Annotated in this window: 23 protein-coding genes; 5 read left to right on the top strand and 18 right to left on the bottom strand. The window is 60.0% G+C overall.

Annotated features, from left to right (window positions below):
* Window positions 1–71 precede the first annotated feature (71 nt).
* Window positions 72–689, top strand: a complete 618-nt coding sequence (locus VM554_06000; GenBank protein HVJ07916.1) for a hypothetical protein — start codon at window positions 72–74, stop codon at window positions 687–689.
* A gap of 135 nt (window positions 690–824) precedes the next feature.
* Here the strand turns inward: VM554_06000 and xylB are convergent, their stop codons facing one another.
* Entirely contained in the window at window positions 825–2,318 is a 1,494-nt protein-coding gene (xylB, locus tag VM554_05995; GenBank protein HVJ07915.1) for a xylulokinase, read from the bottom strand.
* Between the two features lie 235 nt (window positions 2,319–2,553).
* Between xylB and VM554_05990 the strand changes: the two genes are divergently transcribed.
* A complete protein-coding gene (locus VM554_05990; protein ID HVJ07914.1) occupies window positions 2,554–2,982 on the top strand; it encodes a response regulator in 429 nt (142 codons plus the stop codon).
* 66 nt (window positions 2,983–3,048) lie between these two features.
* On the opposite strand, the gene VM554_05985 is transcribed toward VM554_05990, so the two are convergent.
* The 15 genes from VM554_05985 to VM554_05915 all read right to left on the bottom strand — a co-directional run bounded on the left by VM554_05985 (window position 3,049) and on the right by VM554_05915 (window position 18,499).
* Entirely contained in the window at window positions 3,049–3,780 is a 732-nt protein-coding gene (locus tag VM554_05985; GenBank protein ID HVJ07913.1) for a ZIP family metal transporter, read from the bottom strand.
* 82 nt (window positions 3,781–3,862) lie between these two features.
* Window positions 3,863–4,942 (bottom strand): redox-regulated ATPase YchF, encoded by a 1,080-nt coding sequence (ychF, locus tag VM554_05980; GenBank protein HVJ07912.1) that lies wholly within the window; start codon window positions 4,940–4,942, stop codon window positions 3,863–3,865.
* A 105-nt stretch (window positions 4,943–5,047) separates the two neighbouring features.
* Window positions 5,048–5,545, bottom strand: a complete 498-nt coding sequence (locus VM554_05975; GenBank protein ID HVJ07911.1) for a DUF4149 domain-containing protein — start codon at window positions 5,543–5,545, stop codon at window positions 5,048–5,050.
* A 102-nt stretch (window positions 5,546–5,647) separates the two neighbouring features.
* Window positions 5,648–6,520, bottom strand: a complete 873-nt coding sequence (locus VM554_05970; protein ID HVJ07910.1) for a zinc metalloprotease HtpX — start codon at window positions 6,518–6,520, stop codon at window positions 5,648–5,650.
* Window positions 6,521–6,658: 138 nt separating this feature from the next.
* Window positions 6,659–7,963 (bottom strand): carboxypeptidase-like regulatory domain-containing protein, encoded by a 1,305-nt coding sequence (locus VM554_05965; protein ID HVJ07909.1) that lies wholly within the window; start codon window positions 7,961–7,963, stop codon window positions 6,659–6,661.
* 76 nt (window positions 7,964–8,039) lie between these two features.
* Window positions 8,040–8,315: a hypothetical protein gene (locus VM554_05960; GenBank protein ID HVJ07908.1), complete on the bottom strand. Its 276-nt coding sequence runs from the start codon at window positions 8,313–8,315 to the stop codon at window positions 8,040–8,042.
* Window positions 8,312–8,818, bottom strand: coding sequence for a cytochrome c-type biogenesis protein CcmH (locus VM554_05955; protein HVJ07907.1), 507 nt, complete (start codon window positions 8,816–8,818; stop codon window positions 8,312–8,314). The genes VM554_05960 and VM554_05955 overlap by 4 nt, the downstream gene beginning before the upstream one ends.
* On the bottom strand, window positions 8,818–10,875 hold the full coding sequence (locus VM554_05950) for a heme lyase CcmF/NrfE family subunit (protein ID HVJ07906.1): 2,058 nt from the start codon (window positions 10,873–10,875) through the stop codon (window positions 8,818–8,820). The genes VM554_05955 and VM554_05950 overlap by 1 nt, the downstream gene beginning before the upstream one ends.
* Window positions 10,876–11,025: 150 nt before the next feature.
* Window positions 11,026–11,409, bottom strand: a complete 384-nt coding sequence (locus VM554_05945; protein HVJ07905.1) for a response regulator — start codon at window positions 11,407–11,409, stop codon at window positions 11,026–11,028.
* A gap of 163 nt (window positions 11,410–11,572) precedes the next feature.
* A complete protein-coding gene (locus tag VM554_05940) occupies window positions 11,573–12,898 on the bottom strand; it encodes a sugar porter family MFS transporter (protein HVJ07904.1) in 1,326 nt (441 codons plus the stop codon).
* A gap of 102 nt (window positions 12,899–13,000) precedes the next feature.
* Window positions 13,001–14,989 (bottom strand): excinuclease ABC subunit UvrB, encoded by a 1,989-nt coding sequence (gene uvrB, locus VM554_05935; protein HVJ07903.1) that lies wholly within the window; start codon window positions 14,987–14,989, stop codon window positions 13,001–13,003.
* 55 nt (window positions 14,990–15,044) lie between these two features.
* Window positions 15,045–15,518 (bottom strand): hypothetical protein, encoded by a 474-nt coding sequence (locus tag VM554_05930; protein HVJ07902.1) that lies wholly within the window; start codon window positions 15,516–15,518, stop codon window positions 15,045–15,047.
* 93 nt (window positions 15,519–15,611) lie between these two features.
* Window positions 15,612–16,316, bottom strand: a complete 705-nt coding sequence (locus VM554_05925; protein ID HVJ07901.1) for an HAD-IA family hydrolase — start codon at window positions 16,314–16,316, stop codon at window positions 15,612–15,614.
* A 102-nt stretch (window positions 16,317–16,418) separates the two neighbouring features.
* Window positions 16,419–17,291 carry a DUF4097 family beta strand repeat-containing protein gene (locus VM554_05920; protein ID HVJ07900.1) on the bottom strand — a complete coding sequence of 291 codons (873 nt, stop codon included), beginning with the start codon at window positions 17,289–17,291 and terminating at the stop codon, window positions 16,419–16,421.
* Between the two features lie 59 nt (window positions 17,292–17,350).
* Window positions 17,351–18,499, bottom strand: coding sequence for an efflux RND transporter periplasmic adaptor subunit (locus tag VM554_05915; protein HVJ07899.1), 1,149 nt, complete (start codon window positions 18,497–18,499; stop codon window positions 17,351–17,353).
* A 236-nt stretch (window positions 18,500–18,735) separates the two neighbouring features.
* Between VM554_05915 and VM554_05910 the strand changes: the two genes are divergently transcribed.
* Complete coding sequence (locus VM554_05910) at window positions 18,736–20,121, top strand: hemolysin family protein (GenBank protein ID HVJ07898.1); 1,386 nt, start codon at window positions 18,736–18,738, stop codon at window positions 20,119–20,121.
* Window positions 20,121–21,044 (top strand): ABC transporter permease, encoded by a 924-nt coding sequence (locus VM554_05905; protein ID HVJ07897.1) that lies wholly within the window; start codon window positions 20,121–20,123, stop codon window positions 21,042–21,044. The genes VM554_05910 and VM554_05905 overlap by 1 nt, the downstream gene beginning before the upstream one ends.
* A gap of 17 nt (window positions 21,045–21,061) precedes the next feature.
* Here the strand turns inward: VM554_05905 and VM554_05900 are convergent, their stop codons facing one another.
* A complete protein-coding gene (locus tag VM554_05900; GenBank protein ID HVJ07896.1) occupies window positions 21,062–21,535 on the bottom strand; it encodes a metallophosphoesterase family protein in 474 nt (157 codons plus the stop codon).
* Window positions 21,536–21,576: 41 nt separating this feature from the next.
* On the bottom strand, window positions 21,577–22,428 hold the full coding sequence (locus VM554_05895; GenBank protein HVJ07895.1) for an ABC transporter permease: 852 nt from the start codon (window positions 22,426–22,428) through the stop codon (window positions 21,577–21,579).
* Between the two features lie 197 nt (window positions 22,429–22,625).
* On the opposite strand from VM554_05895, the gene VM554_05890 reads away from it, so the two are divergent.
* Window positions 22,626–23,381 (top strand): CAP domain-containing protein, encoded by a 756-nt coding sequence (locus VM554_05890; protein HVJ07894.1) that lies wholly within the window; start codon window positions 22,626–22,628, stop codon window positions 23,379–23,381.
* Window positions 23,382–23,394 lie beyond the last annotated feature (13 nt).

Raw genomic sequence — 23,394 nt, 5'->3', positions numbered from 1 at the left:
ACTGGACCTGCCCTTGCATCGGTGCGCCCAGCATGGCAGCATGAGGATTCGCTCGGAGCGCGATACACGCCATGCCGCAGCGTTGGAAAGAGGAGCAGGAGATGGTACGAGGAACAACCATGGGACGAAACATGCGGAGACTTGGAACAGGCGCGGCTGCCTGCGTATTGCTGCTGCTTGCGGCAGGATGCCAGTCCAAGACGGCTGCCACCAAGGAAAACTTTACTGCAGCACTCAACACTTACTATGCGAGCCACGACGACTGCCTGTTTCCGGGTGGGCTGCGCTTTCCTTACGAAGTGAGTTCCAAGGGTGGAACCACGGACGGGCCGGTGACCGCGAAGCAATTGGATGCTTTGACGGCTGCGGGAATGCTGGAGAAATCCGATGACAAGGAACTGCATGTGAATCGCTACACGCTGAGCGTTGCGGGGGCCCGTGCAACCGCCCGCTTCTGCTATGGCCATCGGGTGCTGACAAGCATCGACAGCTCGACCGAGCCGGTCAAGGTAAACGGCTTTCCTGAGACGCAGGTGGAGTACCACTACACCCTGATGGACGTGCCAATGTGGGCAAAGGCGGAAAGCATCCAGAGCGTGTTCCCGGAGCTGGGCAAGGCAGTGAAGGGAGAGGGCCAGGGCAAGGCGAGGCTCTCCCAGACCATGGCTGGCTGGCAGGTACCGGAGTAGGGCCGGCACAAACCTCGGCGGCTGTGAGGGGCTAATCCAAGAGGGCGCGGCTTTTCTTTCCAAAGAAAGGAAGGCCGCGCCCTTGCTGTTCTAAAGGGTGTGTTGCGCGGTGCTGTTGCGCGGATGCTGTGCGGTCTAACTATCGCGCAGGCTGCGCAGTGCCGGATACAGTCGCTGGTAGATCCGATAGCCTGCGTCGTAAGCACGGACGGCATCAGCATCGGGCTCGACGCGCTCTGCTACCTGCAGAGTGGTGGTGCAGGCAGCATCTGCCGTTGGCCAGACCCCAATCCCGACACCAGCGAGCAGCGCCGCTCCGAAGGCTCCGCCCTCCTCGGCAGCAAGGATCTCTGCGGCGTGGTTGTAGACGCTGGCCTGGATACTGCGCCAGAGCGGACTGCGCGCTCCGCCCCCTCCAAGCCGCACTCCCTTTACCGGAATGCCCAGGTCCGCAAAGAGCGTGAAGCTGTCACGCAGCGAGTAGGCGACGCCCTCGAGCACAGCTCGTGCAAAATGTGCCAGCGTGTGACTGGCGGTAACGCCGATGAAAGCCGCGGTTGCCTGTGAGTCCAGATGCGGGGTTCGCTCGCCCAGCAGATAGGGTGCCCACAGCAGGCCGTTGCTGCCCGCGGCAACCGTGGCAGCCATCGCCGTGAGTGTGTCGTAATCCGTGTCCGACGCAAAGGTATCGCGAAACCAACGCAACGACAGCCCTGCGGATTGCGTCACTCCCATGACGTGCCAGCGCCCGGGAACAGCATGGCAGAAGGTGTGCAGCCGACCCCGGGGATCGCGCACGGGACGATCCGTTGCGGCGAAGACCACGCCCGAGGTGCCGATGGTTGCCGAAACCGAGCCCGGCATCAGAATGCCCATGCCGACAGCGCCTGCCCCCTGGTCCCCTGCGCCGGCGACCACTGGCGTTCCTTGAGCCAGCCCGAGCGTCGAAGCGGCTTCCGGGGTTACATGGGCGCATACCTCCGTGGACTCGAAGAGCTGTGGCAGCCACGCCTCCGGGATGCCGGCAGCCCTGGCCACAGTGGAAGACCACTTCCTGTTGGCAACGTCGAGCAGCAGGGTGCCGGAAGCTTCCTGCACATCCATGGCAAAGGCTCCGGTGAGGCGATAGCGCACGAAGTCCTTGGGGCAGAGGACGTGGCGAATCGAGGCGAAGACTTGGGGCTCGTGGTCCTTGATCCAAAGCAACTTCGTGAGGGTAAAGTTGGGGAGCGCAGGATTGCAGGTCAACTCAATCAGGTGTTCGCGTCCCAGTTGCTGGTGCAGCCAATCGCATTGGGCTTCGGTGCGCTGGTCACACCAGATGAGCGCTGGCCGCAGCACCTTGCCATCGCTGTCCAGCACCACGGCACCGTGCATCTGGCCAGTCAGGCCGATGGCGTCGATCTGCTGATTGGAGTTGCCGCTGGCAACGCGCGCTGCCGCGAGAGCGCCGGAGATAGCTTCCTGCGCCGCATGCCACCAGTCCTCCGGGTCCTGCTCTGCCCATCCCGGCTGCGGCGAGCGGAAGGGGGCATGCTCGCAGGCCGCAGCGGCGATTACCTTTCCCCGCTCGTCTACGATGAGCGCCCGAGTGCCGCCTGTGCCGACGTCAATTCCGAGTAGCCACACCCTGATTCTCCTAAATGGTTGTCATAAATCGGTTTTCTATTGCCAGCAAGCATACCATCGGTGGGGAAACTCTCGATGCTGGAGGGAGTTAGCAATTCGTTATACCCCAAAAGTATTACCGTGCGTACATCAGGTTGTATAGACCGGCGAGATAATATCGACGAGTGTAATTGCTACCTGGGCGGACACGTAAAAGTTACCAGATAGTAATCAAGGTAATATTTCGAGGCTCTGCATGCGACGCATTTTAATCATCGACGATGAAGCGGATATACGGGAAGTGGCTGCGCTTTGCATGGAACTATTTGCGCAATGGGAGGTAATCAAGGCCTGTGATGCCTGCGAGGGAATGGAGCGGGCGTTGCAAGAGCAGCCCGATGCGATTCTCCTCGATATGAAGATGCCTCACACGGATGGGCGTGCGACTCTGGCCATGCTCAAGGGCAATACGGTCACGGCCCATATCCCGGTCTTACTGCTTACGGCTCAGGCCTTGACCTCGGAACGGCGGCAATTGGAGGCGCTCCCCGTCGTGGCTGTGCTGACCAAACCATTCGATCCCCAGACGCTTGCGGAGGAGATCGCCAGTGCCCTGGGATGGAACCGCCAGAAGCCAGTGCAGCACTGTGCGATCCCTGCGAATAGTTTGCTTATCGCGAATTAGGGTCCAGGCGTACTCCTCTATCCACTGTATTCTCAACTCAATAGAAGCGGATTGCCACCCTTCACTTTAGATGGAGGGGGCTAGCAGGCGGAGCAGGAAGAAGATAGCTACACCCGCGAAGAAGATCAGCGCCATTCGAATACCAGGTTCGCGGTTCACCTCGGGAACCAGGTCTGTAGCCGCCACGTAGATAGCAACTCCCGCCGAAAGCGGCAACCCGGCGCGCACCCATGCAGGGAAGAAGTTGATCAGCAGAACTCCGGCGATAGTAGTGAGCGCCAGCAGCACGGAGGAGTAGAGCGCCATGGGCCGGCTGCGCCCGCTGGCCAGCATGACAGACGCCACGGTGAACCCCTCCGGTACCTTGTGCAGGAAGACAGCAAAGAAAAGAATCCAGCCCAGCCAGGACGAGAGCGCGAAGCCGGAGCCGATGGCAACTCCGTCGAAGAGCGCGTGGATTGCCAGCCCGCCTGCAACCGAATAGCTGGTGCGCTGGGAGAGGAATTCGCCGGGATGGGTCTCCTCTCCAAAGTGAAAATGCGGCGTAATCGTGTGCTCAAGAAAGTGGATGGCGCAGTAACCGCCCAGCACCAGCACCGGGGCCCATCGCTCCGAGAGATGAAAGCTCTCGGGAATCATCTCCAGGAATGCCGCCGCGATCATAAATCCTGCGCCAAGTGCAACAAAATAGCGCAGGTAGCTCTTCTCCATGTTGGCGCGGACCAGCACCACACCGCCGAAGATATCGGCGAGTGCGGCGCAGGCTCCGAGAGTGAGAGAGAGCAGAAAGTTGGACATGAGACGCGAGACTTTCAGTGACCGGGGTTAGTGACTTGGGTTGAGCGACATGGTTTCGGGGTCAGCATTCCGGGTCCGGACGCTATCCGCTGTGCCGGATGTGCATTACGTCGCCATCCTGAACCAGGTAGTCCTTTCCTTCAAGGCGCAGCGTGCCATGCGAGCGTGCCGTGGCTTCTGAGCCTTCCGCCAGCAGCGTGTCCCAGTGGATGGTTTCCGCGCGGATAAAGTGCTTTTCCAGGTCGGAGTGAATCGCCCCGGCAGCCTCCTGCGCGCGTGAGTTTACGGGCACGGTCCAGGCACGGCACTCGTCCTCGCCGACGGTGAAGAAGCTGATGAGGCCCAGCAGTTCATACGACTTGCGAATGAGCCTGCGCAGGCCGCTTTCCTTCAATCCATAGCCTTCGAGGAAGTCCGCGGCCTCCTCGTCTTCCATCTCCGCCAGCTCGGCTTCCACCTTGCCGCAGATGGCGGTGGCGCCAGCCGAGGGCCGCGAGGCGACTTCGTCCAGTTTGTACTTGGTGACGGCGGCATCGAGGTCCGCGCCGAGGGTGGTGCTCTCGGAGATATTCAGCACGTAGAGAATGGGCTTCTGCGAGAGGAAGGTGAAGCCGCGAATGAGCTTCTTCTCTTCGGAGGTCATTTCCAGCTCGCGCAGGGGCTTTTCCTCCTCTAACGCAGCCTTGGCGCGCAGCAGCAGGGCCTGCTCCTTCATGAGCTCGTCGGTCTTCTGCTTCTTGAGGTCCTTTTCCAGTCGCTCCAGGCGCTTCTCGATCTGCGTCAGATCGCTGACCATCAGATCGAACTCGACGTTTTTAATGTCGCGCAGGGGATCGATCTCGCCGACGTGAGGAATGGAGTCATCCTCAAAAGCGCGGAGGACGTGGATCAATGCATCCACACTGCGCAGGTTTGCGAGCAGAGCGGTCTCCTTGAGGGCCTCTTGGCCGATGGCGGCCACGTCGGCGTACTCGACCGTCGCGTAGATCGTTCGCTTAGGGTCGTAGAGCTCGGCGAGTTTTGCCAGCCGATCGTCGGGGACGGTTGCAATGCCGATATGCGCTTCGCGCGAGAATGCCTTCTCCTCGACCTTGGCGCGGGTGAGGATCTTAAAGAGGGAGGTCTTGCCCACCTGGGGCAGACCGATGATGCCAGTTTTCATGGTCTTCCTGGAAGAGGTTCAAGTGCTTAGTTCCATTCACCATGATACAGGGATATGGCGCCGGGACTCTCTCTCCGATCCAGTGTGTCCGCTTGCGCAGGGTGACTATGCCTTCTTGCAAGCGGTAGGATCCGCCGCAAGCACGCCAACCAGTACCAGGCCTAAGAAGAGAACGGCTTCCTCAACATGCTCGGAGGTCTTGTGCAGGTGCTGGAAGGCGACGCGCGCGGGATCGTCGAGAGCCGCTGCATTCACGCTGCCGCCCGCTTCCACGCGATATGTCTCCATGCGCGGGATGATGCCGAACTGCGATACGGCGGTGAGCGAGAGCATCACCACAAGCAGCGTCAGCGCGATGCGCAGGCTTCTGCGAGAGAGCATCGCGAGCCGGCTGGCGGCCACGGTGAGAACCAGCAGCAGCACCCCGGCGACCAGGCCCTCCCAATGCAGGATACGCAGGCAGGTGCCAACGATGCGTCCGGCTGTGTGGGTATCTGGCGAGAGTGTCGTAAAGGTGACGGCGGCCAGCCCAGGAAAGAAAAGCTCCGCCCCGATCCAGACAGTGAGACAAAGAGAGATGAGCGTACGAACCAAAGTCTTCATGCAGGGCTGATTGTACTGCGATCTTGCCAGAAACACTTGAACCCTGCCGGTTCCGGTGCAACGGAGGCGACAGGGTTCAGGAACGAGGATCAGGGATGGGGTTTACTGAGGTCCGGGGCCGCCCAGAACCGAGTCTCTGCCGATCAGCCGATGGATGCGCTGAGGAATTGGCGGATGGGTGGAGAACAGGCTGGCGAAGCTCACACCGCTCAGCAGCGGGGCGACGATAAACATATGCGCGTTGGAAGGCGATGCCTGCAGTGGCAGGCGTTTGGAGTACAAATCCAGCTTCTCCAGCGCGCTGGCCAGGGCATAGGGATTCTCGGTAATGTGGGCTCCGGTCGCGTCGGCCTCATATTCGCGGGAGCGCGAGACGGCGAGTTGGATCAAAGTGGCGGCGATGGGCGCCAGGATGAGCATGAGGAGAGCACTCATGCCGCCGCCGCGATCGCGGTCGTCGCGGCCACCGCCTCCGCCAAAGAGCGTGGCGAAGTAGCCCATCCTGGAGAGCATGGTGATGGCTCCGGCAAGCGCCGCTACGATGGAGCTGGTGAGAATGTCGCGGTTGCGCACATGGCCCAGTTCGTGGGCCAGAACGCCCTCCAGCTCATCATCGTTGAGCAGGGTGAGAATGCCATGCGTGACGGCCACGGCAGCATGGTTGGGGTTGCGTCCGGTAGCGAAGGCGTTCGGCGATTCGCTCGGGATCACGTAGATCTTCGGCATAGGCAGGTTGACGCGCTGCGTCATACGCTCGACTACCTGGTATACGCGAGGCAGCTCTTCGCGCGTGACCGGCTGTGCGCGATACATGGCGAGCGCCAGCTTGTCCGAGTAGAAGTAGCTGAAGAAGTTCATACCCAGTGAGACCGCGAAGGCAAGAATCATGCCGTTGCGGCCTCCATAACGGGCACCAACCAGCACCAGCACTACGGTCATCAACGTCAAAAGAAAAACTGTCTTGAGTGTATTCATAAACTTCGGGTCTTACCCCTGACTTTCCTTACTTGCTACGTTAGACGAGTCTGCGCCGGGAAAGATGCGGCGGCAAGTTCGCCTTGCAAAAAGAGGAGCCCGAAGGCTCCTCAGAATGGAACTGCCTATACTCAGGCCTTAGTCTCCCTGGCGAGCCAGAGCGCGGCGCAGGACCGTCTCCAGAGCACCTTTGAGCTTGGCGTAATCCGCGTCGGAGAGGTGTCCTTCCAGTCGCTCCGTTTCGAGAGCGAATAATTCGTCCTTCAGCGCTGCCAGCGTGGAGTTCTGGGATGCCGCAGCTGCGCCCGCTGGTGTGCTGGCTGAAGCAGTGGTAACCCGGGCAGATGTGGCCGAAGGAGCCGGCACCGGCAAAGTGGAGGGCCTGCGCAGCAGAAATCCTGCGGCGATCGCCAGGACCATCGAAAGACCTCCGAGAATCCACCAGCGATATTTGTTGATGGGGTCTTCGCCACCTACGGGAACACCCAGGCCGCCGCCTGGACGATTATCTCCACTGGCGGCGCCGGGAGCAGGCATCGATGCTCCGGTGCCGTCGGCGCTGCCGCCACCCGCCTGCGAGTCCGCACCTTGCGCTTCGCGGGGCATCGAACCCGTTCCAGAGACAGTGAATTCAAGCGGCTGCCCGGGAGCGACGTTTTTTGCGAGGAAAGTCTGCGCGGTTACATCGTCGTTGACGGGTTGGAAGGCAGCGGCATTGGCCGGGGTGAACTTCATGCTCTTGGGGAGCATGATCGCGACATTATCGGCCGCCATCGACTGCCGGACTGTGAACTTATAGCTGCCGGTATAGGGCAGGCTGTAGCTGAGCTGGAAGCGCGTCTCGCCGGGCCGAATCGGAAAGGCAAAGGCATAGTGGCCCTTATCTCCGAGAGGCACGGGAGAGGAGGAAACCGGCATGCCGTTGGGCGCCATCGCCGCCGAGCCCTCAATCTTCGCGTCCGCCGGCAGATAGATCTCGTAGGCGTGATCGCTGAACTGCGTGCGGGGGGGGGAAGACTGGTTCTTTACGAAGTAGTTCTCCGTGATTTTCAAGCCGGAGTTATCGGCCTCCACGCGCACGACATCGGCCTCCGTGGAGATGCCCTCGACCTTGGGGGCGACGTCGAAAACATCGATCTCCACAGACTGCGTCCCTGGAGGGGCCTGCTTGAAGTAGGAGCCCTTCTGATGCTCGACGCGGATGAGGTGCGGGCCAGCGTCCGGCAACTCGAAAGTGAAGTGACCCTTGGCGTCGGTCTTCGTCCGGCTGGTCTCTGTCATGCCGCCCTGAAGCTGCATCAGGACGACGTCATCGCCGACAGCAGGCTTATTCAACGTCTGGTTGGTCACCGTTCCGGTGAGAGAGGCCGCGAGAGAGGACAGCGGGCTGGCGAGGAAGAGAGCAACCGCAAGGGCGGGAAAGAGGGATCGAAGAGGCTTCATGGTTTCCGTTGATTCTAAATGGTTGAGTGACTAGTATCGCGCGGCAAAACCGCCAAATTGAGATGCTGCCTTTCCCTTAGAGGGGCTGCGCCATCCGGATGGCATCGATCTCGGCGAGGATTCCAGCAGCCTCGTTTTCCAGGGTGGCACGCTGAGCGGCATAGTCCTCTTCCGGGTACTTGCCCGCGTGATACTCAAAGTTCAGATCTCGCAGGTTGTCGTAGACTACGTCGCGCCGCTCCTCCAGAAAGTCGAGCCGGCTCTTTTGGACCTGTGCCTCCACATGCCGTTCCGGCCAGAAGACATAGCCGAAGAGGGCGATGAGCAGAAGTCCGCATGCAATGGTGCTCATGGGCGGGAATCTCCTTGGAACTCGTCAGTGTCGTGGCGAATGCGGTCGCGCACGCGTTCAAAGCCCGGCGTGGCAGGCACGTGCGGCATATCGACGGTGCGCAGCTTCCACTTGCGAACCAGCAGCACGGTGGCAAACATGCCGAGCAACAGCACCGCAAAGGGCATGATCCAGGCGACGCGGTTGAAACCCTGCGAGCTGGGTGCGGCCAGCACGGTTGGACCGTACTTCTGCACAAAGGACTGGAGGATGAGGTTGTCGCTATCCCCCCGATCGATGCCGGCCATCAGCTCGTTGCGCATGCCTTCGGAGGCCGGGCAGCCAACGTGATTGCACTCCAGCAGCACCTGGTTGCAGCCGCAGCTGCAGATCATCCTGTGCCCGAGATCGTTGAAGCGGCTCCCGGGATTGGACGCTCCCATGGAAAAGATGACCAGCACAGAGAGCAGGACCACCTGAACAACGCGCAGCGCCGGGCTGGAGAAACAGCTCGATTTCTTCATTAGTCCGCTCCTCGCAAGGCGGCTGCAGCTTCCGCCGGTGCGGCCGCCGTTGCGCGGCTTCTCTGGGACGCGAGCGCCGCGGTCAGGTTGGGCATGAGGGCGACTGCCGTGCCGAAGACCACGATGGCTACGCCGATCCAGATCCACATAATCAGCGGATTCAGAAACGCCTTGATGATGGGAAGCCCGCTATCGGGATTCTTGCCCTCGTAGACGAGATAGAGATCCCACATGGGCGTGGAGTGATTTGCCACCATCGTCTGCGTCTGCTGGCTCGCCTGGTAGAATCGCTTTTCCGGCGCAAGCTGGAACTGCTTCTTACCGTTGCGGTAGACATCCATCAACGAGTATTCGGTGTCGTAATTCGCATTCGTTTCCTGCGTAAAGCTTTGGCAGACAAGGTGGTAGGGGCCAAGATCCATACTCTGACCGAAACCGAGCTCCTTTTCCACGCTGCGATTGAAGGCCGAGCCTGCCAGGCCAATGAACATCACGACAATGCCGAAGTGAACGATATAGCCGCCGTACCTGCGTGTATTGCGGCGGGTGAGCTGCACCATGGAGGCGATGAGGTTCTGTCCCGTGTGCCGCTGAATGACGGCGGCTCCGCGGACAAACTCCGCCGCGATTGCAGTGATGACCAGCGCCGACAGCGAGAAGCAGACCAGGGAGTAGAAGGAGCCTTGATCCTCCCAGAAATGCACACCGCACAGGGTGAGGACGATGGCCGTGACGATTGCGGCGATGCCGGGCACAACGAAGTTCTTGCGAAGGCTCTTAAACGAGGAGCTGCGCCAGGCCAGCAGGGGACCGACGCCGGTCAGGAAGAGCAGAAACATTCCAATGGGAACAGCGACACGGTTGTAAAAGGGAGCGCCGACCGTGACCTTGGAACCTTGCACATACTCCGACAGAACCGGAAAGAGCGTGCCCCACAGGACGGTGAAGCAGGCGGCGAGCAGCACCAGGTTGTTGAAGAGGAAGCTTGACTCGCGGGAAACCAGCGACTCCAGCTTATGCTCGGTCTTCAGGTGGTCTCGCTGCAGCACAAACGTGAAGGTGCAGACAACCAGCGTGAGCACCAGGAAGCCGACAAACCAGTTGCCGATGGAGGATTGCGCAAAGGCGTGAACGGAGCTGACGATACCGGAACGGGTCAGCAGTGTTCCGAGAATCGAGAGCAGGAAGGTGGAGAAGATCAGCCACACATTCCAGTTCTTCATCATGCCGCGCTTTTCCTGCATCATGACCGAGTGGAGGAAGGCGGTGCCGGTAAGCCATGGCATCAGCGAAGCATTCTCCACTGGATCCCAGCCCCAGTAGCCACCCCAGCCCAGTACGGCATAGGCCCAGTGCATTCCGAGCACGATGCCACAGGTGAGGAAGACCCAGGTGACCATGGTCCAGCGCCGGGTGATGTGGATCCACTTTTCGCCGGGATAGCGCATCATCAACGCTCCCAGTGCAAAGGCGAAGGGCACGCTGAAGCCGACGTATCCGAGATAGAGCATTGGCGGATGGATGACCATCTCGGGATATTGCAGCAGCGGGTTCAGGCCAAAGCCGTCTGCGGGAATCTCTCCGGGAACCAGGGCAAAGGGAAGCGCCGCAAAGTTCAGCAGGAGCAGGAAAAATACCTGAATGCCCGCGAGAATCGTAGACGCATAGGCGGTAAGGCGGACGTCCACCTTATGCCGCAGGCGCAGTACGAATCCATAACCAGCCAGCAACCAGGCCCATAGAAGCAGGGAGCCTTCCTGACCAGACCAGAGCGCGGCAAATTTGTAGGCACCGGGCAGCGCGCGGTTGGAGTGATGCAGGATGTAAGCGATGGAGAAATCGTCGGTGAATACTGCGTAGAGGAGTGCCACGGCTGCGCCAGTGATGGCGATGAAGCCGGCGATTCCTGCGCGACGGGCGGTTTCTGCCAGTCTTTCCGGCGAAATGCGACCCTCGGTGCCCGTGGAGAGTTGGCGCAGAGCGATCGTCCCCGCGATCAGGTTATAAGCGCAGAGCACCAGTGCGAGCAGAAGAGCGAAACTACCAAATGCCGCCATAGGTTTCGATTTCCAAATGAGTATCGCTTCCGATTGTCGCATTCCCGGACGGGCACCGCAATCCTACCAAGGTTGGAGGCTCGAGGGAGAAACGGCGCAGTGGCGAGGGGAACGCGGAGGAGACCAGTTTAACTCAATGCTGAGAAGGATTTAGGCAGTGCGGCTCATTGGCTCGTCGAGCAACTCTCGGGAGAGAGAGATCAGCGCATCCGGAGGGAAGGGTTTATTGCGAAAGACCACGTTCATGCCTCGGTACTCCTCTTCCGCATTGGGTAAGCCACTCAGAATCAGGATCGGAATAGTGGAGTAGGCCTCGCGGATTCTGCGCACCAGTTCGGGGCCATTCATGCCCGGCATCAGATGATCGCTGATGATGAGCCCCAATCGTTGCAGGATCTCGGGATTTTCCAGTAAAGACAGCGCCTCGAATCCATCTGTGGCGACGGCGACTCGCTGGCCTGCTCGTTCCAGAATCGCTTTGCGAGTCGCGGCCTGGACCGCGTTGTCATCTACCAGGAGAGTGATACGTTTCATCGGCAAGGCTTCAACTACTTCCTAAGGGAAAGATGCGTCCTGCAGAAATCGGTTGCATTTACGGCTAAGAATTTTTACTGAAATTTTAGCTGAAATGCAATGTCAACGTAATCTTCGCAATGCGGCGGATTGCTCCTGCGAAACCGCTTGAATACATCTCTCCCTATGGAATTCCCAGTTTGTGCTGCATCTGCTCGAGGGTGTAGCCCTTTGTTTCCGGGTAGATAAAGAGCACAACGAAGAATTGGACTACCATCATGGCCGCGAAAAAGATAAAGGGGTATGCACCGGAAGTGCTAGCCATGCGGGGAAATTCAAAGGCTATCAGGGCATTCATGATCCAGTGGGCAGAGCTTCCGATGCTCTGACCCTTGGCGCGAACACGGTTGGGAAAGACCTCTCCTATATAAACCCAGATCACCGCCCCCTGGGACACGGCGAAGAACCCGATGTAGGCGATGAGCAGCCACAGCAGGGCGCCAGCATGCTGATGCGTAGCAAAAACATAGGCGACACCAGAAAGACAGATGCCGGTTCCAGCCGCCCCGATCAGCAGGAGAGTTTTGCGCCCCACTTTATCGATTACGGACATGCCGACGAAGGTGAAGATCAGGTTTGTGAAGCCGATCGCTACTGCCTGCAGATCGCCGGAGAGCTTACTGAATCCAGCCTGCTCGAATATCTGGTTCAGGTAATAGAGAATCGCGTTGATTCCCGCGAGCTGGTTGAACATGCCAATGGTGATGGCGAGAAAGAGCGGCAGCTTGTACCTGGCGGCGAAGACTGGCTCGGATTTGGCCTCCCGCTCCAGGTGGATCGAGTCCACGATCTCGCGGAGTTCGGCCTCGGATTCCGGAGAGCCCATCATCTGCAGCACGGAGCGGGCCTCATCGATGCGTCCCTGGGTGACCAGCCAACGGGAGCTGCGCGGGATGCCAAAGAGCAGGACGAGGAAGAAGAAAGCCGGTATGGCAGCAACGCCCAACTGCCAGCGCCATTCGTTGGCCCCAAGGTTCAGGGTTCCGATGACATAGTTCGAAAAATAGGCCAGCAGAATGCCGATGACGATATTGATCTGGAACATTCCTACGAGGCGGCCGCGCAATTTTGCGGGGGCCAGCTCCGCGATGTAGACAGGGCCCAGAACCGAGGAGCCTCCGACGCCAAGACCGCCAATAAATCGGAAGATAACCAGTGCCGGCCAGTTCCACGCGAAGGCGCAGCCAAGAGCCGATATCACATAGAGGATGGCTGTGATGCGCAGGGTTTCGCGCCCACCCAATCGCTGGCCGATGGCACCGGCGCTCATAGCGCCAACAACGGTGCCCCAGAGTGCGATGGAGACGGTAAGACCAAGGCTTTTGGGCGTGAGGTGGTAGACCTGCGTGAGGGAATGAATGGTGCCGGAGATAACAGCGGTGTCAAAACCAAAAAGAAGGCCACCGAGAGCACCTACAAGGGTGCTCTTGATTAGATACCGATTCAACATGTCTTGAGACTCCGCAAATGAATGTAACAGAACGGTTCAGCGGGCCCTGACAAATAACGGCAGAAAAGGTGGTCTCTTAATCGGCAGAAGCAGTGTTTTTTCTCAGCTGAAGAGGAATTCCCTGGTGCGCAGATCCTTGATGGTGTCGCGAAGACGAGCGGCCTTTTCGAACTCGAATTTCTTGGCGGCTTCGCGCATATCGGACTCCAGCTTGTTGATGTAGGTATCCAGCTCCTCCTGCGTTTCGAAGTCAGGCAGGTCGGCGTTTTCTTCGGTCAGGTCGGCGTATTCGGTCTTCAGGATGTTGACCAGCGACATATCGATGGGGCGCAGGATGGAGGTGGGCGTAATGCCGTGCTCCTCGTTATAGGCTCGCTGCACTTCGCGGCGGCGATTGGTTTCGCCGATGGCCTGGCGCATGGAGTCGGTCATCTTGTCGGCATACAGGATCGCTCGCCCGCGGATATGGCGGGCAGCGCGGCCGATGGTCTGGATGAGAGATCCGGAGCTGCGCAGGAAGCCCTCTTTGTCGGCATCCAGAATGGCGACAAGCGAGACCTCGGGAAGATCCAGGCCCTCGCGCAGAAGATTGATGCCAACGAGCACGTCGTACTCGCCCTTGCGCAGATCGCGCAGCAGACGGATGCGTTCCAGCGTCTCAATCTCCGAGTGCATGTAGCGGCAGCGCACGCCCACCTCGGAGTAGTAGCTGGAAAGATCCTCGGCCATGCGCTTGGTCAGCGTGGTGACCAGCACGCGCTCCTTCCTGGCCACGCGGTCGCGGATCTCGGCGAGCAGATCATCGATCTGGCCGCGGACAGGGCGAATCTCGACCTCGGGATCGACGAGGCCCGTGGGCCGGATGATCTGCTCCACGACGACACCGGCGGACTTCGTCAGCTCGTAGGGGCCGGGCGTTGCCGAAACATAGATCACCTGATTAGTGCGGGTGTCGAACTCCTCAAACCGCAGGGGGCGGTTGTCCATTGCCGAAGGCAGACGGAAACCGTAATCCACAAGGTTCTGCTTACGGGAGCGGTCGCCATGCCACATTCCATGAAGCTGAGGAACGGTGACGTGGGATTCGTCAATAAAGAGCAGGTAGTCGCGTGGGAAGTAGTCCAGCAGTGTCGGAGGCGGCTCGCCGGGCAGACGGCCGGAGAAGTGCCGGGAGTAGTTTTCGATGCCATGGCAGTAGCCGACGGACTTGATCATCTCCAGGTCAAAGCGCGTGCGCTGGTGGATACGCTGCGACTCGACCAGGCGGCCTTGTGACTCCAGCTCTTTTTCCCACCAGGCGAGTTCCTCAAGGATGGAGGAGACTGCCTCGCCCTTGCGCTCCGGCTGAACCACATAGTGCGACTTGGGGTAGATGGGCAGGCGCGCGTATTTCTGCCGAACCGTACCGAAGAGGGGATCGATCTGCGACAGGGAGTCGATCTCGTCGCCAAAGAGCTCAATGCGGTAGGCGTTCTCGTCGTAGGTGGGGAAGACTTCAATGACGTCTCCCCGAACGCGAAAGGTTCCGCGGCGGAAGTCGTTGTCGTTGCGTTCGTAGAGGATCTCGACCAGTCGCCGGGTAATGTCTTCGCGGCGGATCTTCTGGCCTTTTTCCAGCAGCAGCAGCATTCCGAAGTAGGCCTCCGGCGATCCCAGTCCGTAGATGCAGCTTACCGAGGCGACAATGATGGCGTCGCGGCGTTCAAAGAGGGAGCGGGTGGCGGAGAGGCGCAGCTTGTCCAACTCCTCGTTGATCGTCGCCTCTTTCTCAATATAGAGATCGCCTGCGGGGATGTAGGCCTCGGGCTGGTAATAGTCATAGTAGGAGACGAAGTACTCGACTGCGTTCGAGGGGAAGAACTGTTTGAATTCGTGGAAGAGCTGGGCGGCGAGCGTCTTGTTATGCGCCAGGATGAGAGCCGGACGGTTGAGCCGCTCAATCATCTTGGCCATGGTGAATGTTTTGCCCGAGCCGGTAACGCCGAGCAACACCTGGTGTTTTTCGCCCGCCGCCACGCCGGAGGTGAGTTCTTCGATGGCGCGGCCCTGATCCCCGCGGGGCTGGTAATCACTGACGAGCTGAAAGTCCATGTCTGTCTATGTTAGATGCTCCCCGGCAGGGAAGGGCGCAAAGGGGATCTCTTCTTCAGCGGGGAGGGGTGGGGTAGTAGACCTGGCGTCCCCGGATGAGCCAACGTGCGAATAGATAGAAGACCCAGATGATCCCCGCGATGACCAGCAAAATCGGCAGGAAGATGACGGGCGGGAAGATAACCCTGTCGCCGCCGATGGCGTGACTCTCTTCGCCGTGAAGGCTGCCGCCAAAGATGACGAGGTCGTGGGCGATGGAGGAATCGCCGTCGAGCGATACGTCACCGGCGAATACAACGACGTCTCCCCCGGCGCGCTCTTTGAGATGGAGATTGCCGCCAAACACGACGATGTCGCCATGAACCGGGCTTTTGGCGTCTACCGAACACAGGAAGCAGACCAGGTCGCCTGCCGATTCTCCCTCGGAGATGACGATGCTGTTTCCGAAATGAACGATGTCGGCTTCCGCCGAGGCGGGCAAAGTGCAGGCGGCAAACAGAAAGACGACGGCCAACCAGCGCTGAAGCATGGCGCGGATCTCCTTGTGACAATGCAGCACACTGGTTATACGCCAGCCAGGGGCGTTGAGTTCCACAAAGAAAGCTGGTAGCCGAAGAAATTACTACTTCGACGAATCGCCTGTCAGCGCCGGAACCCAGTCGAAGGCGCTGTCCACGAGGCAGTCCGGTGGATCAATCTCCAAAGTGTGCGGCGACAGGCCGAATTTGCAGCCCAGCACCCAGGCATCAGCATTGCGGCCGGTGAGCACATCCACGTTGGAGTCACCGATCATGAGCGTTTGCTGCGGCGTAACGTTCGCTTCTTGCATCAGGGCGAGCAGTCCGGTTGCGTCGGGCTTCTTGGTGGAGAAGCTGTTGCCGCCGTAGATCCGGAAGAAGTAGGGGCCGAGCCCGAGAGCTTCGCAGATCGCCTGGGCAGGTCCGACGGGCTTATTCGTCAATACGGCCATCGCGCGCGGCGCTCCGTTGGGAGCGATCTTAAGAGCCTCAAGGGATTCGAGCACCCCGGGGTAGGCGTAGGTATTGTCCAGCTTGTGCTCGCGGTAATAGTCCAGGAAGAAAGTGATCGCTTTCTCCAGGAAGATGGCGTCGTCTGGATCGCCCAGCGCGCGGCGTACCAGCATGGAAACACCGTCGCCGATGTAGCTGGAAATTACGGAATCAGGCAGCGGGTGCCTGCCGAAATGCCGCAGCATCCCGTTGATCGAATTGCATAGATCGGTACCCGAGTCTACCAGGGTTCCGTCCAGATCGAAGACGAGAAGGCGGAGGGAATCCGTGGGTACGGGGCGCAGGAAATGAACCATGTACCCAGTCTAAAGGATTGCGGTCCACTCCAAGGCGAGAACCGCGGAGCACGCCACTTCCGCTTCGGAAGGGATGAGACAGGGCCCCGATGCGCCGGGACCTCAATGAATATGAATGCTGCCGGAGCCGGTCTCTACGCGGACAACCGGGCCGCCGCCGTTGACCTTGCCGGTGACGTGGTGCCGGTTGGGGCTGCCTTCGGCGGCGAGCGATACATCTGCTCGGATATCGCCGGAGCCGCTGGATGCATCCAGGTTGAACGCGGCATTGCCGGTTGAGAGCGTCACGTCTCCGGAGCCGGTTCCGACCTTCCAGCCTGAGGAGGGCTTTCCGCTGACCTCGATGCTGCCGGAACCCGTCTCGGCTTTCAGGCCGCCATCAATATTTTGCAGATGAATGTCACCGCTGCCGGTGCCCGCCTTTACGTCTCCGCTGCCACTCTGGCTGGCGGTGATGTTGCCGGAGCCGGTTTCGAGCGAGAGAGTTCCGCTGATGCCATGGGCCTCAATGTTGCCGGAACCGGTGCTGAATTTTACGTTCTTTCCGACATCGGTGATCCGGAGATCGCCGGAGCCGCTGTTGGCGCTCAGCGCCGTTCCGCGCGGAGCGGTGACGTCGTAATCGATGGAGACATTGTTGAGAGAGTGGGATTCCTTGCCAACGCGAATGATGTTGCCGGTCTGGTCGATAGGCGGATGGCCGACGACCTCGTTCACCCGGTCTTCCGCGCTGCGGCTTGAGCCAAACAAGCTCCAGTTCCCGCTGGATTTAACGTGGCCGATGATGTGGACCTGATTATCCGAGCCGGGCGTGACATGGATGTATCCCGAACCCGTGGAGATCTCGAGGAAGACGTTCCCGTTTACGTTCAGGGTCTTGTCGAAGGTGCCGTCTGCTGCGAATACGCAAGCGGGCACCAGGAGCAGCGCGGCTGCGGTGATCGCCGGGATTGCAAGGGAAATCGAGGGACGCATGGTCTTCCTTTCTCTTCGAACCAGTACAACCAAAGAATTGGTGAAGCTAAGAATCGGGTTTATTGCTGCAACACGACCGAGTCGCCTTCCTTCAGCCCCTCCAGAATCTCCGTCCTGCTGCCGTTCGAGATTCCTGCCTTCACCGGGACGCGTTTCTTGCCTTCCTTGGCTGCCGGGTCCGGCACCTCGACGGAGGCTCGCTTCTGGTTGTCGTAGACAATGGCGTTCTCCGGTACGGTGAGGACGTTCTTGTGCTCTTCGATCAGGATCTCGGCATTCGCGGTCATCAGGGCCTTCAACTCTCCGCCGGGGTTGTCGATGGAGACGCGCACTTCAAACGTGGTTACGTTGTCCTTTTCAACGCCGAGTGGCGCGATCTTTGTCACCTTGCCGTTAAAGACCTTGTCGCGGAAAGATTCGACCTTGATGCGCGCAGGCTGGCCCAGGTAGACGTGAGCGATGTCCGCCTCATCGACCTTGCCCTGCACGTAGACCTGCTGGGTGTCGCCGATGGTCATCACCAGGGTCGCCGTCGAGCCCAGCACCAGGATGGAGCTGACGGCATCGCCAATCTCCACGTCACGGGAGAGGATCACGCCATCCATGGGAGAGGTGATGGTGGTGTAGCTGAGCTGCTCTTCGAGTTGCTTCAGGCTTGCCTCGCTCTGGGCCACCTGTGCTTTTGCCTGCTTCAGGCGCGCCGTGTCGACCGAGATTTGGGCATGGGCAGCATCCCGTTTGTTCAAGGCAGCTAGGTAGTCGCGGTTGGCATTGTCCAGCACCTGCTGCGAGACGACGCCTTCTTTGGCCATCTGCTGGTTTCGGTCGAGGGTGCTTTTGTAGAGCGGAAGATCGGGGGCGGCGGCATTGACCTTGTCCTGCTCAATGTTCGCTTCATAGGTGGAGACGTTGGCCTCTGCTGCCTGCAACTGCGCCCGCTGCGCCGCTACCTGCGCCAGAATCTCCTGCTGGTCCAACTGGGCCAGCAGGTCGCCTTTCTTCACCACCTGGTTGATGTCCACGTAGAGCCGGGTCACAATGCCGCTGGCCTTGGACTTGACCTCTACCTTGGTAATGGGCTGGATCTTGCCGGTAGCGACGACGCTCCGGGCGATATCTCCGCGGGTAACTTTGCCGAGGCGGTTGGGATCGATCTTTGTCCCATGGCCACGCGCCACCAGCACTCCGCCAATGACTGTTATGAGCACGACTCCGAGTCCAATCCAGAGCCAACGTCTTTTTGGTTTGCGTGCAGCCACTTCAGCCCCCACCCGGATCATAGTCTGCCGCCAGGATCGAAATACACCCAGCGGGGCATTGGCAGATAGTACGCACATCCCGCGCGGGTGGTTCCCGGCTGACTGCACTTTTCCGGCTCAGGAGCGGGCACGCCGCGCAGGGCTGGGAATCCGTTTGCCGTCAGGATGCTAGACTCGGAGGCGAAATGCTTGGATTCCTGCTCTTCCGCGTCTTCTCCGTGGCCGTGTTGATTCTGGCCAATGGATTCTTTGTGGCGGCGGAGTTCGCGCTGGTCAGCGTCCGGGAAACCCGCATTGAGCAATTGATCGCTCAAGGCAGGCCGGGGGCCAGGGCCGTCCGCCGCCTGCAGGACAATCTGGATGACTTCTTGCCGACGGTGCAGTTTGGCGTCACCCTCTGCAGCCTGGCGCTGGGCTGGGTTGGCGAGCCGGTGGTGGCAGACATTTTTGTTCACTGGATGCGAGGGATCCCGCATTCCGGTGTCTACGCCCACGCCGTGGCTGTACCCCTGGCCTTTGGACTGATTACCTACCTCCACGTTCTGCTGGGCGAGCTGGTACCCAAGTCGCTGGCGCTGCGCAAGGCGGAGGATCTGGCGGTTGCCGTCTCCGGACCGATGGAATTCTTCATCGAAATGACGCGCCCGGCGGTGCAGTTCATGAAGCGTTCGGCGCATATCGTGTTGACGCTGTTTCGCGCTCCCATGATGCAGGAGGGCGGAGTACACTCGCCCGACGAACTGAAGCTGATTGCGACCGCGGCGCGTCGCATGGGCCTGTTGCCCGAGTTTCAGGAGGCGATCATCCATCGCGCCGTGGAGCTGAACCAGATACCCACGCGCGAGATCATGACGCCGCGCCAGCAGATTTTTTCTCTCCCCGCCGATATGCTGATTGAAGAGGCAAGCGCGCGCGTGGTGGACGATCAGCACTCGCGCATCCCGGTGTATGACCCGACGCGAGGGCCGGAGTACATCATCGGCGTCGTCTACTCCAAAGATATTGCACGGCTGATGCATTTCCGAATGTCTGCACAAACACGATTCGCGCGAGCACCCTTTAGCGACCTGACCCTGCGGCAGGTGATGCGTGACGTGCTGGTGGTTCCGGAGACCAAGCCGGTGGTGGACCTGCTGAAGGAGTTTCAGGAGCGGCGCCGCCATCTCGCGATCGTGGTGGATGAATACGGCTCGACCGTTGGGCTGGTGACGGTGGAAGACGCGATTGAGCAGGTGATTGGCGAAGTGGAAGACGAGTTTGACGAAGCGGCCAAAACCGTACTGACCTCGGCTTCCGGAGCCCTGCTGCTGGATGGCGGCGTGAACCTGCGCGATCTGGAGACACAGATGCACTGGCACTTGCCGCGAGAGGGCGGAGTAGAGACTCTCGCCGGATTTATGCTGACCCGCCTGGGCAAGATTCCGCGCGGCGGGGAGAAGGTCGATTTTGAGGGGCGCAGGCTGACCGTTGTCGAGATGAAGGGAAACCGCATCAGCAAAATTCGAGTGGAACGCCTTGTGCCGGAGAAGGAATCCGTTGCGAAGGATGCTGCCGGGGAGAGCGAAGGTTGATGGCTGCCTTGCGCTCGATGCTGGCGCGAATCCTGTACACGATCCCGGTGATATGGCTGGTGGTGTCGATGGTCTTTCTGCTCATCCACCTGGTGCCGGGCGATCCAGTTCAGCAGATGCTCGGCGAGGGCGCTACCGCCTCCGACCTGGCGACGCTGCGCCATCAATATGGCCTGGATGTGCCGCTTGGTCAGCAGTATCTGCACTACTGGCATGGTGTGCTGCATGGAGATCTCGGTCGATCGCTGCGCTTGAACGACTCAGTGACGCATCTGATCGTCGCGCGCTATCCGTACACATTGCAATTGACGTTGCTGGCACTGATCCTGGCGCTGCTGCTCGCCGTACCAGCGGGCGTGATGGCCGCTCTGCATCGTGGAGAGTGGCGCGACAACGCAATCGGAGTGGTCAGCCTGCTGGGGCTCTCCTTTCCCGGCTTCGCGCTGGGGCCAATTCTTATTTTGCTGGTGAGTATTCGCCTGGGCTGGCTGCCCGTCTCGGGATCGGGGTCGCTGGCGCATCTGGTCTTGCCGGCGTTCACCATGGGCGCAAGTCTGGCCGCGATTCTGACCCGCATGGTCCGGACGGCGATGCTGGAAGAGCTGGGACAGGATTACATTCGCACTGCGCGGGCCAAGGGGCTCCCGGAACGGACAGTGGTCTATAAGCACGCGCTGCGCAACGCCATGATTCCGGTATTAACGCTGGTGGGGTTGCAGTTTGGCGCTTTGTTAGCGGGAGCCATTGTGACGGAGACGATCTTCAGTTGGCCGGGGTTGGGGCGGCTCACCGTATCCGCAATTTCGAATCGCGACTACGCACTGGTGCAGGGATGCATCCTGGCCATCGGGCTCACATACGTGCTGGTGAATCTGCTAACCGATGCGCTGTACGTCGTCGTCAATCCTCGCATCCGCTCTTAGACGCCAGCGATCCGCGGCTAGAGCAGCGTGACCAGTTCGGGCTGGATGGTATTGTCGCGGATGATCAGGAAGCCCATGGATACGGGGAGCGAGAACCGGCGTGGGCCGCAACTTCCGGGGTTGAAGTAGAGGACCTTTCTGCGATACTCCGCTGCCGGGCTGTGCGAGTGCCCGTAGACGACGGCAGCAAAGCCCGCCGTTGCGGGATTCAGATCCAGCGTGTTGATCTCATGCAGCATGTAGACATTTTGGCCGTTGAGCTCGCGGATCTGGATGAGAGGAAGCGTGCCACAAGGGCCGCGTCGATCGATGTTGCCGCGCACGGCGGTGACCGGAGCAATGTATTGCAGGCGCGAGATAATTTCAGCGTCGCCCACATCTCCTGCGTGCAGAATGTGGTCGCAGCCCGCTAAAGCCGAAAGCACCTCGGGCCGCAACAGGCCATGTGTATCCGAGATGACGCCGACCTTCATGGTTGAGCTCTCTCTCATTTTTCAGCCTGTGATGTGGCTCGCGCAAAAAACTTGCGAGATCATAGTCCGATGCTCAAGCGTGTCCTGGGGTCGAGATAGTCGCGGAGCGCATCCCCGATGAAGTTGAAGCTCAGCACGCAAAGCATAACGGCAATCGCCGGAAAGACGATCATGTGCGGGGAATCGAAGAGGTGCGAGCGCGCGTCGTTGAGCATGGATCCCCAGCTTGCGGCGGGAGGCGGAACTCCCAATCCCAGAAAGCTGAGGGTGGCCTCGGCGAGCACCGCTCCCGCCATGCCAATGGCCGATTGGACGATGATCGGCTGCAGGATGTTGGGGAAAATGTGCCGCGAGAAGATGCGCAGATCACTGGCACCGAGGGCGCGCGCCGCTTCCACAAATTCACGTTCCTTGACCGCGAGCACCTGTGCCCGCACCAGCCGGGCGTAGCCCACCCATCCACCGATGGAGAGCGCCAGCACGAGGTTCAGCAGTCCCGGTCCCAGGAACGCCACAAACGCGATGGCGAGCAGAATCCCGGGGAGGGCGAGAAACGCGTTCATCAGGAAGATGTTGATGATCGTGTCCAGCAATCCACCGTAATAGCCTGCCAACCCGCCAAAAATAAGCCCCAGGAAGAGAGAGCAGCTCACGACCGAGATGGCGACTACCAGAGAAATCCGCGAACCGTAAACGACCCGCGAAAGAATGTCCCGTCCCAGTTCATCCGTGCCGAACCAGTGCGTGTGCGAAGGAGGCGCCAGCCGCGCGTTGAGGTCAAGCGCCGCAGGATCCGCAGGGGCCAGCCAGGGAGCGAAGAGAGCGCACATGACGAAGAGCACGAGCAGGAGAAGACCGGCGATTGCCAGCGGCTGGTGTCGCAGGGTGCGGGTGATATCGCTCGTAGCCAATTCGAGACGTCCTTTAGGGTCCAGGCAATGCCACTTCCGAAGTATCCAAAGCAGGCCCGGGACACGGTAAAAGTGGAATTGTTCTAAGAATAGCGCGCCGCTGAATTCCTGCGAGACAAAGTTCCTGTCTCAGTGTTCGATCGATAGACAGGCTGCAAGGTATTCCATCGATAATTCTTTGAGAAACGGTGAAAATTTTGAAATCACGATTCCTGGTCTTTGCGTGCATTGCGGCGTTTGTGCTGGTGGCTGGCGGCTGCGCTGTGGCGCTCGGGCAGATGAGCGCAGAGCGGCGACTGCTGGAGCTTACGAACCAGTCGCGCGCGGAGCAGGGGCTGGGACCGTTGCGCTGGGACCGGAATCTGGCAGCAGCAGCGCAGCAGCATGCGCAGTGGGTGGCGCGCTCATCCGAGTTGTCTCACCAATATCGTGGTGAGCCTGAGCTTGCATCTCGCGCATCGAGGGTCGGTGCACGGTTCCAGGAGATTGCCGAGAACATAGCCGAGGGCCAGAGCGCGGACTCGCTGCACGACCAGTGGATGCACTCTCCTCATCACCGTGCCAATATTCTCGATCCCAGGCTGGATGCGATGGGGGTCGCCATCGTCAGGCGAGGCGGAATTCTGTATGCCGTCGAAGATTTTTCCCGCAGAGTGGAGAATCTCGGATCGCAACAGGTTGAGGAGCGAGTCGCAGCCCTTATCGCCAATCGCGGAATTTCGCCCAGCGGATCTCGCGAAGCTGCGCGGGCCACCTGCGCCATGGAGCATGGAAACGCGGGCGGGACTCGGCCCGGCTTCGTGATGCGCTGGGAGGGTGCGGACCTGAGCCGTTTACCGGGAGTGCTGGAACAGCGCATTCGGACCGGGAGGTATCACCGCGCAGCCGTGGGCTCATGCTCCGGCGGCCAACAGGCTTTTGCCAGCTATCGCGTCGCCGTGCTGCTGTATTAGTGAGCGGCCAGCC

It is taken from the genome of Acidisarcina sp. (genome assembly GCA_035539175.1).
Lineage (GTDB): Bacteria > Acidobacteriota > Terriglobia > Terriglobales > Acidobacteriaceae > JANXZS01.
This window is presented reverse-complemented; position numbering and strand designations above follow the sequence as displayed.